We start from the raw sequence: 15,920 nt of genomic DNA, 5'->3' as shown, positions 1-15,920 counted from the left end.
CCCACGCACCCCCGGCGCAGGTGCCACTGGGGAGATTCGGTGAGAGCGGTGCGCCGGGGGCCTCCCGTCCGGGACAGTGGTGACTGCGCATCAGCCCGGAGCCCGGCCCGGCGCCGACCGACCCCCGGCCATGTCCCCGCGGACCGCGGAGCCGGACGGACCAGAGAGCGAGACACCTCCATTGCCCCCTGCCTCCCAGGACCCGCAGAGCACCGGTCCCGCCCTGGAACTCCTCGTCCACGGCGTCGGCGGAACGACCCCTTCGGAGATGCTCGGCGACTGCCGCACCACGAGGGTCAGCGGCGACGCCACAGCCGCCATCTACCGGCGCACCGAGGACATCGAGGCGGAGCAGCACCCGGACCGGCGGCGGGAGGGGCCCGTCGCCGAGGCCTACTGCTGGTCCAACCTCACCTCGGGCAACGGTTCCCGCGCCCTGTGGCTCCTCCTGCTCCCCTTCATGGTCGTCAACCTCGCCCACTGGATGCGGCCCACCGCCCGCGAGCACACCGTCGCGGTCCGGCTGTACGGGACGGTCGTACGGCTCGTCGCCCTCAGCCTCACCGTGCTGCTGACGGCCGCGGCCTGTGAGGTGGCCCTCGACCTGGTGGCCTGGCAGTGCGCGGGCGTGGACCGGTGCGCGGAGGAGTACTCCTGGCTGGGCTTCCTCTCCGCCCGGCAGGACGGCTGGTGGTCCCAGCCCGGCCGCCGGCTCGCGCTCGCCTCCCTCGCACCCGCCGCGCTGGTGGGACTCCTGTGGTACCTCTCCAGCCGCACCTGGAGCGCCTACGAGTCGCAGCGCCCGCTGGGCTGGGACGAACCCGACGAGGACCCGGCGCCGCAGCCCGCCCCGCCCGGCGCCCCCCTCGTCCGGCCCGCCCTGGGACGGCCCGGATTCTGGTACGGCCGCCGGCTCGTGGCCCGGCTGCGGGCCGCGCACACCGCGGCGGGGTTCCTCACGATCGCGGCGGCTGTCGGGGGAGCCGCCGCCCGGCACGACCGGGCCGTCGACGGGCCCGTGCCCGCGGTGGTCGGCGGACTGTTCGAGGCCGCCCTGGTCCTGTGCGGACTCGTCGTGGTCGCGGTGGTGTGCCGCCGCGGCCGCAGCGAGCGGCGCCTCGACACCCGGGTCGACCGCGCCGCCATCTCCTTCCTGCCCGGCGCCGCGCTGACCCTGCTGCTCGTCTCCGCGGTGTACGCCGCCTGGTCGCGTCCGGGGTGGACCTCCTCCGGCACCCTGCCCGGAGAGACGGTGTTCCGCCTCCTCGCGCTGGGGCAGGGCGTCCTCGTCGTCGTACTCGCCGTCGTGGCGCTGACCCTGTACCGCGGTGCGCCCGAGCCGCGCACCACCCTCCACGGCCTCGGCGGACCCGCGGTGGCGATGCTCGCCTGCGCCCTCGGCGGGGTGATGACCGGCGGGGTCGCCCAGCGCGTCGCCGACTGGCTGGACGGTCCCGGCACCCCCGGCATGGGCAGCGGCTCCGCCATACCCGGCCCGCCCGTACTCCTCAGCTGGCAGGCGTCCGTCATCCCCGTCCTGCTGCTGCTCCTGCTCGTCCCCGTCACCTGGCTCGCGGTGCGCACCGCGCGGCGCGCCCGCCGGATGGGTCCCCGTATCGAGGCGGAGTACGGGGAGAACCGCCCCGACCACGGCCGCACCCGGCACATCGCCCGCATCACGGCCACGGCCGCGCTCACCGACTCCGCGCCCAGGATCGTGGGACTGCTCTCCGGTGCCACCCTGCTGCTCGGTGCCCTGGCCACGGCCGGCTCCTGGCTCAGCGGACAGGTCCCCGGTCTGGCGATGGAGGGGGCGGGACCGCTCGTCGAGTCGCTCGCCGACGCCGCGCAGTCGACCGGCTCGTGGATGATCGGCTTCGGTTTCATACTGTTCGTCACCTGGGGGCGCAGGGCCTACCGCGACGTCTCGGCCCGGCGCACGATCGGCATCCTCTGGGACGTGGGCACGTTCTGGCCGCGCGCCGCACACCCCTTCGCGCCCCCCTGCTACGCCGAGCGCGCCGTTCCCGACCTCTCGTCCCGGATGTGCGCCTGGACGGCCCGCACCCGCGGCAGGCTGGTCATCTCCGGTCACTCACAGGGCAGTGTGCTCGCCGCCGCCGCGGTCTGGCAGCTGCCCGCCACGGCACGCCGACGCGTCGCGCTCCTCACTTACGGCTCGCCCATCGAGCGGCTGTACGGGCGCTGGTTCCCGGCCTACTTCGGGCCCGGCCCCCTGGACGGCCTGCACCGCTCCGTGCACTGCTGGCGCAACCTGTGGCGTGCGACGGACCCGATCGGCGGCCCGGTCCTGATCGACGAGGGCCAGGGGCCGGAGGTGGACCGGGGCCCGCTGAGGGACCCGCTGGTCTACGGCCGGACCCCCGAACACCCGCTGCCGGAACCGGTACTGGGGCACTCGGCCTACCAGGCGGACCCCGTCTTCGCCGTGGAGCGCGCGGCTCTCCTGGAACGCCTCGGGCCGCCCGTGGTGCCGCAGCAGGCGGCCGCCGGTGCCGGGCAGGCCGGGGAGGAGGCCCGGCTGCCCGGGGAGGAGGCTCAGGAAAGCCCGGGGAGGTCCTCCGGATAGAGCATGGTGAGGTCGTCCGTGCTCGGCTCCGGGAGCTGGGCGACCCGGCCTGCGTGCCGCTCGACCATCGACTCGAAGGTCTGCCGGGCCGTCCGGCCGTTGCCGAAGGCGGGGCCCTTGGGAAGCTCCGTGAAGTACGTGAGCAGCGCTTCCCCCGTCCCCTCCGCCAGGCGGTACTCGTGCTCCTGGGACTGCTGTTCGACGATCCGCAGCAGCTCCTCGGGCAGGTAGTCGCTGAACGTGATCGTGCGTGAGAAGCGGGACGCCACACCGGGGTTGACGGTGAGGAAGCGCTCCATCTCGTGCGTGTAGCCGGCCACGATCACCACCACCGCGTCCCGGTGGTCCTCCATCAGCTTGACCAGCGTGTCGATGGCCTCACGGCCGAAGTCACGTCCGGAGTCCTCGGGCGACAGCGCGTACGCCTCGTCGACGAACAGCACTCCGCCGCGCGCCCGGTCGAACGCCTCCTGGGTGCGGATGGCCGTGGAACCGATGTGCTCACCGACCAGGTCGACCCGGGACACCTCCACGAGATGGCCGTGTTCCAGCACACCGAGCGAGGCCAGGATCTCGCCGTACAGCCGGGCCACCGTCGTCTTGCCGGTGCCGGGCGAACCGGTGAAGACGAGGTGCCGGCGCACCGAGGCCGCTTTCAGGCCTGCCAGCCGGCGGCGGCGGCCGACCTCGATCATGTCGGTCAGCGCCCGGACCTCGCGCTTGACGCTGTCCAGGCCGACCAGCGCGTCCAGCTCGCCGAGGACGGCACTCGAATCGCGCACCGGTTCGGCCGGAGGGGCGGGAGCGGGGGCCGGGGAGGCGGGCCGCTGCCCCGGCACCGAGCCCAGGAGACCGGGTGCCGACTGCGTCGCCGTCAGGACCGGCGGGGCCGGGGGAGCGGTGCGCAGCCCGCTCTCGTCGCTGGTGCATTCCTCCACCACCGGACCACCGGGGCGTCCCGCACCGTGCAGCGTGGTGCCGTCGGCGAACTCGTAGCCACCGCGGGCGCATCGCTCGGTGCGGCAGCGGGTGAGGGTGGAGCGGCAGCCGTCCATCACATGGAAGCCGTAGCCCTCGCTGCCGGTGACACGGCAGCTGTCGAAGGTTCCCCGGCCCTCGGCGGACACGTAGAAACCGGCTTCGGCGGGCGAGGTGACCGTGCACCGCTCGATGGTCGGATCGGCGCCCTTGGTGACGATGACGCCGGTCTGCGCGGCGTCGATGGTGCAGTTGTTCAGGGTGCCGCCGCTCCCGTGGTCGCGGAACCACGCACCGGTGGACGCCTCGCGGATCCGGCAGTCGTCGAGTTGGGCGGTGGCTCCGTCGCTCACGGAGACGGCGGTGTTGCGGATCTGGGAGAGATCGCTGTCCACGACGTCGGCGCGCGAGCCGCGGTCGAGGACGAAGAGGGCGTCGGGGACGTCGTGGACGCGGCAGGAGTCGAGTATCACCGTCGCGCCGTCGCTGACCCAGACCGCCGGGTAGTCGCCCGTACTGTCGTGTATCTCGCACTGGTTGGCGTCGACCCGGGTGCCCGGGTCCCACACCGAGAGGCCGTTACGGCCGAACCTGCGGACGGTGGACCGGGTCAGGGTGAGGACGGAACGCGACCGCAGATCGACCGCGTTCTCCGGGATGTCGTGGATGTCGCAGTCGGCGAGGGTGAGGACCGCGTCGGTGTCCAGCGTGATGCCGTCCGCGGACGTGCGGTGCACCGTGCACTCGGTGAGGTGCGCGGCACCGCGGGCGGTGACCTGCACCCCGCTGCCCTTGATCTCGTAGATCTCGCAGCCGACGGCCTCCAGGCCGCTACCCTCCCCGGTGACGCTCAGGCCCGCTCCGGACGCGTGGTGGACGCGGCACCGCTCCAGCCTCGGGTGTGCGCCGTCCCGTACGGAGACGCCCGACTGCCCGGCCGAGACGATCTCGCACTCCTCGAACACGCCTCCGGCGCCGTCGAGTACGGCGATGCCCACCCCCGCCGGATTGTCCACGGTGCAGCGGCGCACGGCGGGCCTGGCGGCGCCCCGTACCTCCACTCCCACGGCCGACCTCGTCACGATGCGCAGGTCCGACAGCTCGGGCGCACCGTCCTCGACGAGGAGGGCCGGAGCCGCGGAGTCCTGGCCCTCCAGGTGGAGGTCCTGGACGACGGCGGAGGCCCGGACGGTCAGGGGTACGCCGTCGACCGGCGCGATCCGCACCGAACCGACGGAACCCTCGGGGCCGCGCAACGTCACCGCGCGGTCGAGGACGAGATTCTCCCGGTAGGTGCCGGGCGCGACGGTCAGGACGTCACCGTCCGCTGCGGCCTCCAGGGCTGCGGTGAGGGAAGCGTATTCGCCCGTGCGGCGCCGCCATCGCGATGTGCCGGTGTGCGTCACCTGGACCGTGCCCTGTGCCATGGTGCTGATGTGCCCCCGCCTCGTGCCGTGTGCGCTGCCTCGTGCCCGCCCGCATGCCGAAGCCGCCGTGTACCGGCGGTTCCGGGTCCGCCTGCCGAGGAGTCGGGCGGGCCGGTCCACCGTAGCGCGCGTGAGGGACACGGGTTGACGCGGCGGCTGCCGTCGAGTCCGCTTCGGACGGTTCGCGAGGATGATGCCGGGTGACGGCTGCCGCACACCGAGGTGTCAGCTGCCCGTGCCCGTCCTGCCCCAGTCGGGTCCCGCCGCGGCCCACGCCCTGTCGAGCCGGACGTACCGCTGTTGCATCATGCGCCATACGGCCAGCCTGCGGACGGTTTCCACCAGAGAGGCGGCGAGCAGCGTGACGCCGATGCCCGCCAGCACCGCGTGGGTGCGGGCGGTGGACGCGTCCATGGGACGCAGCGCGGGGCTGCCCCGGTCGTCGGTCCAGATCCGTATCCGGTCGCCGGGCGCGGTGTTCCGGGAGGCCGTCGACACCCTGCCCGTACGGCCGGAACCGTCCGGGGCCTTCCAGGCGGCCACCAGGGAAGTGCGCGTGGCGTCTCCCGCGACCGCGGACTCGGGGTCCTGGGCTAAGCGCGACGCCTCGGAGGGCTCCCGTACCACGACGGCCGTGGTGACGTGCCGGTGTGCGCGCTGGGCACGCGCCGCCTGCTGGAGGGCGTCGTCGGTGAGGGATCCGCAGAGCCACCCGAGAGCGGGAGCCCCCAGCAGCACCAGGAGCAGAGCGGCCAGCGCCGCCCATGCCTCATGGCGGTCGGTGGGCCTGCACAGGGGATTGTGCCGCCACCGGCGCAGTCCGAGAAGCGCTCGCACTGCCACGCCCCCTTCCGTGTCCGTCATGACCCGATACGGCACCGGCATCCACGCGTGAGCGGCCAAGAGAGAAACGGCCTCACGCGGCCGGAACCCCTGGGTCGTGTCGCGAAGGTCCCGTCCGCCGGGCGGGCACACGACGCTGCTTGCGGAACATGCCCCGGCCCTTCAACGTCCCGCACTCGCCCGGGTGTTCCCGGGTGCGGGCTGTCGCGCCGTGCCCGGCCTCCCGTTCGGGTGTCGTACGTGCCGGTCTCGTACGTACCGTGTCGCGTGCGGCCGCGACCCCGGCGGTCAGTCCAGGACACGCACCGCGTCCCCCACCCGGATCACGCCCGTGGTGTCGGGAACGAGGTTCTGACCGAACAGCAGGCCCTGGTCCGACCGCCGGTGACGGGCGAGCGTACGCAGGGGCTCCCTGCCCCGCTCCGCCGTCCGCTGGTCAATCGTGGTGACGACACAGCGACCGGACGGCTTCACCACGCGGAACGCCACCTCCCCGATGGCGATCCGCTGCCACGCGTCCTCCGCCCAGGGCGCCGTGCCGTCCACGACCACGTTCGGCCGGAAGCGGTTCATCGGCAGCGGGCCCTCGTCCGGGTAAGCGCCCTGTGCTATCAGCGAGTTCAGGGACTCCAGCGACGCGCGCGTGGTCAGCAGCAGAGGGAAGCCGTCGGCGAACGACACGGTTTCGCCCGGGCGTGCGAACGCCGGATCGACGGGCCTGCGGTGGGCCGGCGCGTCGAGATGGACCAGCCGGACCTCCGCCCCCAGGCGGGCGCCGAACCAGGCGTGCGCTGCCTCGGCGGCCTCCACGACCTCGACCTTGCTCCCGAACAACTCCGCGACCACCGTGCGGACCGGATCCGGCACGTCCACTGTCAGCGACGCGCTCCCGGGCGCGGACAACGTCACTCCGCCGCCCGGCAGGGGCAGGGCCGACAGCAGAGCCAGCCGGGGCTCCTGACGCTGCGTCATCACCTTGCCGTCCCTGTTGGCAAGCATCCAGCGCCGGTCGCCGTCGAGTCCCCATGGCTCGACCGCGGCCTCGTCGACCGCGCACGCGGCAAGCGCCTTCACCGGGTGGACGCAGACGCCCCTGACCACGGGAGAGATCATGCGCCCATTCTGCCGGTCACCTCCGACAGGGGGCCGTCGCCCCCGCTCAGTACCCCCGGCCCTGGTACGGGCGGTTGTACGGGTCCTCGTACGTGGACGGCGCGGGCGCGGGCCTCGGCGCGGCGGGGCGCATCGCCTCGTACCCCGTACCGGGCCGCTGCTGCTGGGGCTGCGGCTGGTAGCCGCGGGGGGCGGCGGGCTGCTGAGGGATGTACGGCGCCGGCGCGTGCTGCAGCTGTGCGGGCTGCATCATCGGTGCCTGCTGCATCCCCGCGTTCTGGTACTGCGGCTGTGCCGGCTGCTGCGGGTAGCCGTAGGACCCGGTGGGCTGGGAAGGGGCGGCGGGCAGCGCCGGGAGCGACGACGGCAGGGCCGGCAGGTAGCTGTTGCCGGTGTCGTAGGCGGCGGGGACTCGGATCGGTGCGATCTGAGGGGTACCCCGCTCGGCGACCAGGGAGTCGTAGATCGGGGTGTCGGGGAACGACGGCGCGGCGTAGTAGCCGCCGCCGTAGGTGGAGCGGGGGGAGGTCATGACACATAAGTTAAGCCCACGATGTGCTGATTGGGGAGTCCCAGTTTTGGGGTTATCCGTTTTATGCTGGTTCTGTCTGCCCGGCCTTCAGAAAGACCGCTAAAGCCCCCGTTAACAACGAGGGCTTTTCCGTCGGACGACTGCCCTCGGCTGACGGGAAGTGGTGGAGAGGCTACAAAGGGCCACATCCACGTGTCACCTGCTGGGCGGGATGCGCTTCGCTCGTGGGTGCACGAGACCGCAGGCCGTAGGATCACCCTGAGAACGCCGCGTACCACGGCGACTTACCGCTCCCCGGACGCCGTGCGGCGCGTCGGGTGACCCGTCCGCCACCCGCGCAGCGCATACGATGATCAGTGGCCGGGCGGGCGGCGCCGCGCACCGGTTTCGGTAAAGTTTCCACCGGGTTCCGGGAAAGCGTCCGCCCTTAGGCCGCCACTTGCGCCCCGGTCTCTGGGCGATCACTCCGCTTCTTCCTGCCGATGGATCACGCCATTGCCTGGGTCGCAAAACGTTTCGGAGCCGCAGGGAGTTCCACGAACACGCCCCGGGCGCACCGGCCAGGCCCGCCGGCCCGGAGGTGCCGGATAGTCGGTGCCAGCCGCCCACGGCAAACGGCACGTGTAAGCGGTAAGAGCGTTTACGGCCGCATAGGAGAATGGCGTCGACCTGCCGGTACCGGCGGAGTTCAGCGGGCCCCCCGTGAACGCGGCGCCCGGCACTGCGCCCGGAAGGGGACCCGGCGGACGCGGGGGAGTCCGGACCGGCCGAAACCCGCCCCCAGATCGGCGAAGTGCCCGGCGCGCGACGAGCGGGAGCCGGACCACCTGGTGCACCCGGTCGGGACCGCCGCCCCCGGCCCGGCCACATTCCCCGAGCTGTCCGGCAACGGACGTGGTAAGAAACCCTGTTGACCGGCCCTCGCTCCTCTGCGGCGGCATCCTCGACCCGCGGCTTCCGTCGGGAGTCCCGCGGGCGCTCGGGGGACGTGGGCCGACCGCGCCCGACCGTGAGGACAGAAAAGCACTCGACCGGCCGAGCCCGGGCCGTCATGATCCGACCTCGTGACAGAACCTGATCAGTTCCTGGTACCGGCCGCCGCCCGCAACAACGCCGAGTGGTGCGCGGCGATGAGCCGGTCGCACGGCGTGGAGGGCGAGTTCGGGCCACAGACGTGGGCCGCCCCCTCGCGCACGCCGCTCTACCACCCCGACGCGGTGACGCTGGCGCCGGGCGCCGACGGGACAGCGTTGGCGGCCCGCATCGACACCACCCGGCCCGGCGCCTCGGTCAAGGACAGTTTCGCCGATCTCGACCTGACGGCGGCCGGCTTCCGACTGCTGTTCGACGCCCAGTGGATCCACCGCCCGGCGAGCGCACCCTCAACCCCGCCTGGGCTCTCCTGGACCGTTGCGGACGACCCGGACGCGCTGCGCGCCTGGGCGCTCGCCTGGGACGACGGGGAGGGGAACGCGGATCTCTTCCGGCCCGACCTGCTCCACGACCCGGCCACGTTCGTGCTCGCCGGACGCACCGCCGACGGCCGGGTGGCCGCCGGTGCGGTGGCGAGCCGCAGCCGCCGAGTGGTCGGCGTCTCGAACGTCTTCGCGCGCGGCGGTGACGTGGACCTGGCCTGGCCGGTCGTGCTGGACGCGCTGCACACGCTGTTCCCCGCCCTGCCGGTGGTCGGCTACGAACAGGGTGACGACCTGGCGGCAGCCGTCCGCCACGGCTTCGAGCCGCTCGGCCCCCTGCGGGTCTGGCTGCACGGCCGGTGACCCGACCACTTCCCGGGGCCGCCGACGGCTGACCACCTTCGTCGTCGCGCGGACGCCGGAGGCCGCCCCCAGCGCGGGAACGCCCCGGGAATCCGCGGACGCCCCCGGGCGCCGGCGTCCGCGCCGATCGATCAGAGGCGGGCACTCGGCGCCCTCGGGACGGTCGAGGCGTCCGGGTCGAGGCCATCGAGCTGCCGGACAGCATGCGCCACGCCCGGAGAACGGGCACCGAACGCCCCTATGATCGAATGAAGAGCGAGGGCGGTACCACCGGCGGACCGCCGCCGGCCGTCGCCGTCCTGACGGTGAACTCCCCGGAGTTCGGGCATGAACGTGACGTCGAACTCTCCGGGCGGCCGGACTCGAGATGGGGGCGAGCATGATCATGCAAAAGGGCACCAACGTCGCGGTTCCGGCTCGGGCCGTCCGGGTCGAACTGGGCTGGCACGCTGCTCCAGGCACCCCCGACGTGGACGCCTCCGTACTTCTTCTCGTCTCGGGGAAGGTACGCGGCGACGCGGACTTCGTCTTCTACAACCAGCCGGCCCACTCGTCCGGAGCGGTGCGCCACGAGGGCAAGCGGCCCGCTGCGGACGGGGTGACCGACACCCTCACCGTCGACTTCTCCCGCATGGAGCCCGCGATCGACCGTGTCGTCGTCGCCGCCTCGGCGGACGGCGGCACCTTCGGCCGGGTCGCCGGCCTGTACGTGCGGATCGTGGACACGGCGAACGGCGCCGAGATCGCGCGCTTCGAGAGCACGGACGCCACGGTCGAGACCGCCTTCATCCTGGGCGAGCTGTACCTGCGCCAGGGCGCCTGGAAGTTCCGGGCCGTGGGGCAGGGATACGACACCGGGCTCGAAGGCCTGGCCACGGACTTCGGGATCTCCGTCGACGAACCCCGGCAGACGGCCCTCGGTCAACCGGCGTCGAGGCGACCGGCGCCGCAACCGCAGCGCCCGGCCCCGGCGCCCCGCCCGCTACCCCAGGCCGCCCCCGCCCCGCCGCCCGCACCCCCGACGGCTCCCCCCGGCGCGCCGCCGGTGAGGCTGACCAAGGTCACTCTCACGAAGGAGACCCCTTCCGTCTCGCTGACGAAACAGGGCGGCACGTCCGGAGCGCTGCGCGTCAATCTCACGTGGGAGGTGCGCAAGCAGTTCAAGGGCTGGGGCGCGAAACTCGGCCGGGCCGTCGCCATGCACGCTGACCTCGACCTCGATCTCTGCGCTCTCTACGAACTCACCGACGGGAGCAAAGGAGTGGTGCAGGCTCTGGGGAACGCCTTCGGCTCTCTCAGCCGGCCGCCCTATATCCACCTCGACGGGGACGACCGCACCGGCGCTCTCACCACGGGCGAGAACCTCACCGTCAACCTTGACCACAAGGACCGGCTGCGCCGCGTCCTGATCTTCGTGACCATCTACGAAGGCGCCCGGAGTTTCGCCGATCTGCACGCCTCCGTGACGCTTCAGCCGCAGAACGGCGCGGCGATCGACTTCTCGCTCGACGGGTGCACGGTGCCCTCGACCGTCTGCGCGCTCGCGCTGATCACCAACAACGGCCACGAGCTCACCGTGCAGCGCGAGGCCCGCTACCTCGTCCCCCAGCGCGGAGTGAGCCCCCAGCGGACCGTCGACGCCGCCTACGGCTGGGGCATGAACTGGACTCCCGGCCGCAAGTGATCCCGCCTTCGGCCCGGCTCAGGGCTCCGGGGCGGCCTCGGGACGGGCGTACGTACGCCCCTTCCAGGCCGCCCCGCGGCCCCGGTGGTGCCGCACGGCGGAATCCACCGTCATCAGGAGGTAGAGCACAGCGGTGAACGGCAGCAGGGGTGCCAGCCAGAGCGACTGCCGGTAGTACCCGAGCATCGGCATGTACGTCCCCGCCATGACCGCCCACGCCGCCCCGCCCGCCCACGCCGCCGGCGCGTCGCCCGTCAGCAGCCCGGTGACCAGGGTGACGGGCGGTGCCACGTAGACCAGCCCCAGGCCGAGGACCGTGCCCGTGAGCAGCACCGGACTGTGCCGCAGCTGGGCGTACGCGCTGCGCGAGATCATCCGCCACAGGTCGCCGAGACCGGGATAGGGCCGGACGCTGTCCACGTGCTCCGCGAGCCCCAGCCAGATCCGCCCGCCGCCGCGCCTTACCTCGCGCGCCAGTGACACGTCGTCGATCACCGCCTGCCGGATGGACGCCGGGATCCGCGCCCGCTCGGCCGCCCCGGCCCGCAGGAGTACGCAGCCGCCCGCCGCAGCCGCCGTCCGGGACCTCGCGCGGTTCACCCGGCGGAAGGGGTACAACTGTCCGAAGAAGTAGACGAAGGCCGGTACGACCAGCCGCTCCCAGGCGCTCGTCACCCTCAGCCGCGCCATCTGCGACACGAGATCGAAGCCCCCCTCACCGGGTGTCCCGGCCGCGGCCACCAGCTCCCGCAGGCTGTCCGGCTCATGGGCGATGTCGGCGTCCGTCAGCAGGAAGAACTCGGGCCTCCGCCGCCGGGCCAGCGCCATGCCGTGCCGCAGGGCCCAGAGTTTGCCCGTCCAGCCACGTTCGGGCTCACCCGGCGTCACCACGGTCAGCGGCAGCCCCCCGAGCCGTGCGGACATCGCGCGGGCGAGCTCGCCTGTGCCGTCGGTGCTGCAGTCGTCGACGAGGACGATCTCCGCGTTCCCCGGATAGTCCTGGGCGAGCAGCGACGGAAGGCTCACCGGCAGCACCTCGGCCTCGTCCCGAGCGGGCACGATCACGGCCACCGACGGCCAGCGCACCGGGTCGGCACGGCTCGGGAGCCGCTGGTCGGTCCGCCAGAAGAACCCCTGCCCCAGCAGCAACCACACCCACACGACCAGGGAAACCACGGCGATCCAGGCAACGGCGCTCATCCGCCGAAGTCTGCACCACTCCGGCGGGAGCGCAAGGGTGGTCGACTATGGTGACCGGGTGAAGATCGCACTCATGGATTCGGGAATCGGCCTCCTGGCGGCCGCGGCCGCAGTACGCCGCCTGCGGCCCGACGCCGATCTGGTGCTGTCGTCCGACCCGGGATCGATGCCCTGGGGTCCGCGTACGCCCGAGGACCTGACCCGCCGCGCCCTCGCCGTGGCACGCGCCGCCGCGGACCACCGCCCCCAGGCCCTGATCGTCGCGTGCAACACCGCCTCCGTGCACGCCCTGCCTTCCCTGCGGGCCGAGCTGGAACCGGGACTGCCGGTCATCGGCACCGTTCCCGCGATCAAGCCCGCCGCCGCGGGCGGCGGTCCCCTCGCCATCTGGGCGACCCCGGCCACCACGGGGAGCCCCTACCAGCGCGGGCTGATCCGCGACTTCGCCGGCTCCGTGGGCGTGACCGAGGTGCCCTGCCCCGGGCTCGCCGACGCCGTGGAGCACGCCGACGAAGCGGCGATCGACCGTGCCGTCGCCGCAGCGGCCGCCCTGACCCCGCACGACGTGGAGCACGTCGTCCTCGGCTGCACCCACTACGAACTGGTCGCCGAACGCATCCGGGCCGCCGTACGGCGGCCCGGCCGCGCGCCGGTCCACCTGTACGGCTCCGCCGGGGCGGTCGCCGCGCAGGCGCTGCGCCGCATCGGTGCCGTACCCGCTCCGTCGGCCCAACCCTGCGGCAGCCTCGCCGTCCTCCACGGCGGGCAGGCCACCGCCCTGCCCGAAGCCGCTCTGGCCTATGCCGAGGGCCTCCTGCTGAAGGCCGTCAGCCCAGTGCGTTGATCCGCACCGGCGACCCCGGTGTGCCCGCGGACACCCGGCCGGGAGCCGCGAACATGGGTACGCTGCTGGGCATGGAGGACCACCCCGGTAACGCACGGCACGGTTCGAGCCAGGCCTCGCCCGCGGTCTGGACGGGCCGGGCCACCAACCGCTTCCAGTGGCTGCTCGCCGCCGCGGGGGCGGGCTGTCTGGCGCTCGGTGTCACGCTCGCCGTCGATTCGGCGTGGAACACCGGGATCGCCCCGCTGCTCATGTCCGTCATCGGCTGTCTCGCCGCGGGGCTCCTGATCCTTTTCGGCACCCTCGCCTTCGTCCATGTGGCGGTCAAGGTCGACGGGGACGCCCTCGAGGTGCGCTGCGGCCACATCGGACTGCCGCGGCGCCGGATCCTGCTCACCCATGTCGTGGACGCGGACTTCGTTCCCCGGGTCACCCCGCGCCAGTGGGGCGGCTGGGGGTACCGCTGGCGTCCCGAGCAGGGCAGCGCGGTCGTCGTACGCCGGGGCGAGGCCCTCGTGCTGAGACTGGGGGACGGCCGCACCTTCACCGTGACGGTGGACGACGCCGAGGCGGCCGTACGGTTCATCCGCGACCGGCTGCACCTGCCGGCCGCCACCGGGAAGTCCACCGGCGGAACCAGCGCCTGACCGGCGGTCCGGCCGACCCCGGCGGTCCGGCCGACCCCGGCGGTCCGGCCGACCCCGGCGGTCCGGCCGACCCCGGCGGTCCGGCCGACCCCGGCGGCCCGGCCGCGTCGGAGCGGCTGCCACCCGCACAGCCGGCCACCGTAGACTCCGGCAGGTGAGCGCCACCATCACCACCGTCGAGCCGCCGTCCGCCCCCGCGCCGCGCGGCAGCAAGCCGTGGCAGCGGCTCGCCCGGCCGGCCGCAGCCGTCCTGGCCGGCGTGCTGCTCTACGCGAGCTTCCCGCCCCGGCCGCTGTGGTGGCTGGTCCTGCCCGGCTTCGCCTTGCTGGGCTGGGTCCTGTCCGCCCGTGGACTGCGGGCCGCGCTGGGCCTCGGCCTCCTCGCGGGCCTCGGCTTCATGCTCCCGCTGCTCCACTGGACGGGCGAGGAGGTCGGCCCGGTCCCGTGGCTCGCGCTCGCCTTCGCCGAGGCCCTGTTCATCGCCGTGGGCTGCGTCGGTATCGCCGCGGTGTCCCGCCTGGCGTACTGGCCCGTCTGGGCCGCCGCCGTCTGGACCCTGGACGAAGCGGTCCGCGCCCGCGTCCCGTTCGGCGGCTTCCCCTGGGGCAAGATCGCCTTCGGCCAGGCCGAGAGCGCGTTCCTGCCCGTCGCCGCGCTCGGCGGCACGCCGTTGCTGTCCTTCGCCGTGGTGCTGTGCGGCTTCGGTCTCCTCGCCGTCCTGCGCCAGATCCGGTCCTACCGGGCCGACGGCACCGTCGTCCGGACCGCGGCGGTGGCGGCCGTCGTCACCGTCGCCGCCCCCGTCGTCGCCGCGCTCGCCTCCCTCCCGCTCGTCGACGACTCGGCCGAGGGCGGCACCGCCACCGTGGCCGCGATCCAGGGCAACGTGCCGCGCCTGGGGCTCGACTTCAACTCCCAGCGCCGGGCCGTCCTGGACAACCACGCCCGCCGTACGGAGCAGCTCGCCCAGGACGTCAAGGCGGGCAAGGTGCCCCAGCCCGACTTCGTCCTGTGGCCGGAGAACTCCTCCGACCTCGATCCGTACCGCAATCCCGACGCCCGTGAGGTGATCGACAGGGCCGTCCGGGCCATCGGCGTCCCCACGGTCGTCGGCGCCGTCGTGACGCCGGACACGGGGCCCCTCCGCAACACCCTGATCCAGTGGGACCCCGAGAGCGGTCCGGTCGACACCTACGACAAGCGGCACATCCAGCCGTTCGGCGAGTACATGCCGATGCGGTCGTTCGTACGACTGTTCAGCAAGGACGTCGACCGGGTCCAGCGGGACTTCGGTTCAGGGACCAAGGTCGGCGTGTTCGACCTCGCGGGCACCAAGGTCGGTTTCGTCACCTGCTACGAGGCCGCGTTCGACGACGCCGTACGGGACACCGTCGAGCACGGCGGCCGGCTGATCGCCGTACCGAGCAACAACGCGACCTTCGGGCGCAGCGAGATGACCTACCAGCAGTTGGCGATGTCCCAGGTCCGGGCGGTCGAGCACGGGCGCTCCGTCGTCGTGCCCGTCACCAGCGGCGTGAGCGCGGTCATCCGGCCGGACGGCACGATCGTGCGGAAGACCAGGATGTTCACCCCGGACGCCCTGGTCGACGAGGTGCCGCTGCGCTCCTCGCTCACGCCCGCCACCCGCCTGGGCGCCCTGCCCGAAGGAGTCCTCGCGCTGGTCGCCGTTGCCGGACTCGGCCTGGGGACCGCCCGGGCGGTGCGCGCCGCGAAGGACCGGCGGACAGGACCGGGTGAGGTCCCGGCGGCCACGTAGGCTCGCCGCATGGCTACCCCCGACTTCATCCGCGCCATCCGAGCGACCGCCGGCCACCAGCTGCTCCTGCTGCCGGGCGTCACCGCGGTCGTGTTCGACGACGAAGGCCGGGTCCTCCTCGGCCGCCGGTCCGACAGCGGCACGTGGTCGGTGATCGGCGGCATCTCCGAGCCCGGGGAGGAGCCCGCGGCGACGGCGGAGCGCGAGGTGTACGAGGAGACGGCCGTGCGCTGCGTCGCCGAACGGGTCGTGCTCACCCAGGCCCTGAAGCCGGTGCAGTACGCCAACGGGGACCGGTGCCAGTACCTGGACGTCACCTTCCGCTGCCGGGCGACCGGCGGCGAGGCGCGGGTGAACGACGACGAGTCGCTGGACGTGGCGTGGTTCTCCGTCGACGCCCTGCCGCCGCTCAGCGAGTTCTCGCTGTTCCGGATCAAGCAGTCGCTCACCGACGGGCCCACCTGGTTCGAGCCGACGCCCCGCTCCTGAAGCCCGGGGCGGGCCCGC

12 protein-coding genes are annotated in these 15,920 nt (G+C 73.4%); 7 read left to right on the top strand and 5 right to left on the bottom strand.

The genetic code is table 11. The features are described from left to right. The first annotated feature begins 130 nt into the window (after window positions 1-130). Window positions 131-2,590, top strand: coding sequence for a hypothetical protein (locus tag ACH4VO_RS07680; RefSeq protein WP_360984873.1), 2,460 nt, complete (start codon window positions 131-133; stop codon window positions 2,588-2,590). Here the strand turns inward: ACH4VO_RS07680 and ACH4VO_RS07675 are convergent. The 4 genes from ACH4VO_RS07675 to ACH4VO_RS07660 form a co-directional block, all read right to left on the bottom strand. Next, window positions 2,560-4,995, bottom strand: coding sequence for a right-handed parallel beta-helix repeat-containing protein (locus tag ACH4VO_RS07675; protein WP_360984876.1), 2,436 nt, complete (start codon window positions 4,993-4,995; stop codon window positions 2,560-2,562). The genes ACH4VO_RS07680 and ACH4VO_RS07675 overlap by 31 nt on opposite strands. Window positions 4,996-5,220: 225 nt before the next feature. After that, entirely contained in the window at window positions 5,221-5,859 is a 639-nt protein-coding gene (locus ACH4VO_RS07670; protein ID WP_398440895.1) for a hypothetical protein, read from the bottom strand. A 267-nt stretch (window positions 5,860-6,126) separates the two neighbouring features. Next, complete coding sequence (locus ACH4VO_RS07665; RefSeq protein ID WP_360984882.1) at window positions 6,127-6,951, bottom strand: MOSC N-terminal beta barrel domain-containing protein; 825 nt, start codon at window positions 6,949-6,951, stop codon at window positions 6,127-6,129. Window positions 6,952-6,997: 46 nt separating this feature from the next. Beyond that, entirely contained in the window at window positions 6,998-7,483 is a 486-nt protein-coding gene (locus ACH4VO_RS07660) for a DUF6643 family protein (RefSeq protein WP_360984885.1), read from the bottom strand. A 1,064-nt stretch (window positions 7,484-8,547) separates the two neighbouring features. On the opposite strand from ACH4VO_RS07660, the gene ACH4VO_RS07655 reads away from it, so the two are divergent. Both ACH4VO_RS07655 and ACH4VO_RS07650 read left to right on the top strand, forming a co-directional pair. Next, complete coding sequence (locus ACH4VO_RS07655) at window positions 8,548-9,261, top strand: hypothetical protein (RefSeq protein WP_360984888.1); 714 nt, start codon at window positions 8,548-8,550, stop codon at window positions 9,259-9,261. A gap of 367 nt (window positions 9,262-9,628) precedes the next feature. Beyond that, on the top strand, window positions 9,629-10,945 hold the full coding sequence (locus tag ACH4VO_RS07650; protein WP_360984891.1) for a TerD family protein: 1,317 nt from the start codon (window positions 9,629-9,631) through the stop codon (window positions 10,943-10,945). 18 nt (window positions 10,946-10,963) lie between these two features. Here the strand turns inward: ACH4VO_RS07650 and ACH4VO_RS07645 are convergent, their stop codons facing one another. Continuing rightward, the gene (locus tag ACH4VO_RS07645; RefSeq protein WP_360984893.1) at window positions 10,964-12,145 is read right to left on the bottom strand and encodes a glycosyltransferase; all 1,182 of its coding nucleotides are present in this window, start codon (window positions 12,143-12,145) and stop codon (window positions 10,964-10,966) included. A gap of 58 nt (window positions 12,146-12,203) precedes the next feature. On the opposite strand from ACH4VO_RS07645, the gene ACH4VO_RS07640 reads away from it, so the two are divergent. The 4 genes from ACH4VO_RS07640 (at window position 12,204) to ACH4VO_RS07625 (ending at window position 15,902) form a co-directional block, all read left to right on the top strand. Then, complete coding sequence (locus tag ACH4VO_RS07640) at window positions 12,204-12,989, top strand: aspartate/glutamate racemase family protein (protein WP_360984897.1); 786 nt, start codon at window positions 12,204-12,206, stop codon at window positions 12,987-12,989. 71 nt (window positions 12,990-13,060) lie between these two features. Beyond that, window positions 13,061-13,636: a hypothetical protein gene (locus tag ACH4VO_RS07635; RefSeq protein WP_360985081.1), complete on the top strand. Its 576-nt coding sequence runs from the start codon at window positions 13,061-13,063 to the stop codon at window positions 13,634-13,636. Between the two features lie 154 nt (window positions 13,637-13,790). Then, window positions 13,791-15,413, top strand: a complete 1,623-nt coding sequence (gene lnt, locus ACH4VO_RS07630) for an apolipoprotein N-acyltransferase (protein ID WP_360984900.1) — start codon at window positions 13,791-13,793, stop codon at window positions 15,411-15,413. Window positions 15,414-15,422: 9 nt separating this feature from the next. Beyond that, window positions 15,423-15,902, top strand: a complete 480-nt coding sequence (locus ACH4VO_RS07625; RefSeq protein ID WP_360984903.1) for an NUDIX domain-containing protein — start codon at window positions 15,423-15,425, stop codon at window positions 15,900-15,902. The last annotated feature ends 18 nt before the right edge of the window (window positions 15,903-15,920 follow it).

Origin of the sequence: Streptomyces sp. NPDC020780 (assembly GCF_044334475.1) — a bacterium.
Taxonomy (GTDB): Bacteria; Actinomycetota; Actinomycetes; order Streptomycetales; family Streptomycetaceae; genus Streptomyces.
The sequence above is the reverse complement of the archived record's forward strand: the minus strand, read 5'-3'. Positions and strand labels throughout refer to the sequence as shown.